The sequence below is a fragment of the Pseudomonas sp. HMSC066A08 genome, from assembly GCF_001813025.1.
Lineage (GTDB): Bacteria > Pseudomonadota > Gammaproteobacteria > Pseudomonadales > Pseudomonadaceae > Pseudomonas > Pseudomonas aeruginosa.
In genome coordinates this window covers 1-264 of record NZ_KV811254.1, presented here as the reverse complement: position 1 = coordinate 264, position 264 = coordinate 1, and the positions used below count along the sequence as shown (strand labels likewise).

The window sequence follows — 264 nt, the reverse complement described above, 5'->3', positions numbered from 1 at the left end:
CCGACCTCACCCTTATCAGGGGTGCGCTCTAACCAACTGAGCTACAGACCCAATCGTCTAACCAGTGAATCAAGCAATTCGTGTGGGAGCTTATGAAGAAGCCGGGATCTTCGATTAAGGAGGTGATCCAGCCGCAGGTTCCCCTACGGCTACCTTGTTACGACTTCACCCCAGTCATGAATCACTCCGTGGTAACCGTCCCCCTTGCGGTTAGACTAGCTACTTCTGGAGCAACCCACTCCCATGGTGTGACGGGCGGTGTGT

General features: G+C 54.5%; 1 rRNA gene. It reads right to left on the bottom strand.

Going from position 1 to position 264, the window contains the following annotated elements:
* Nucleotides 1-115: 115 nt before the first annotated feature.
* A 16S ribosomal RNA gene (locus HMPREF2886_RS03565) occupies nt 116-264 on the bottom strand; the annotation flags it as partial.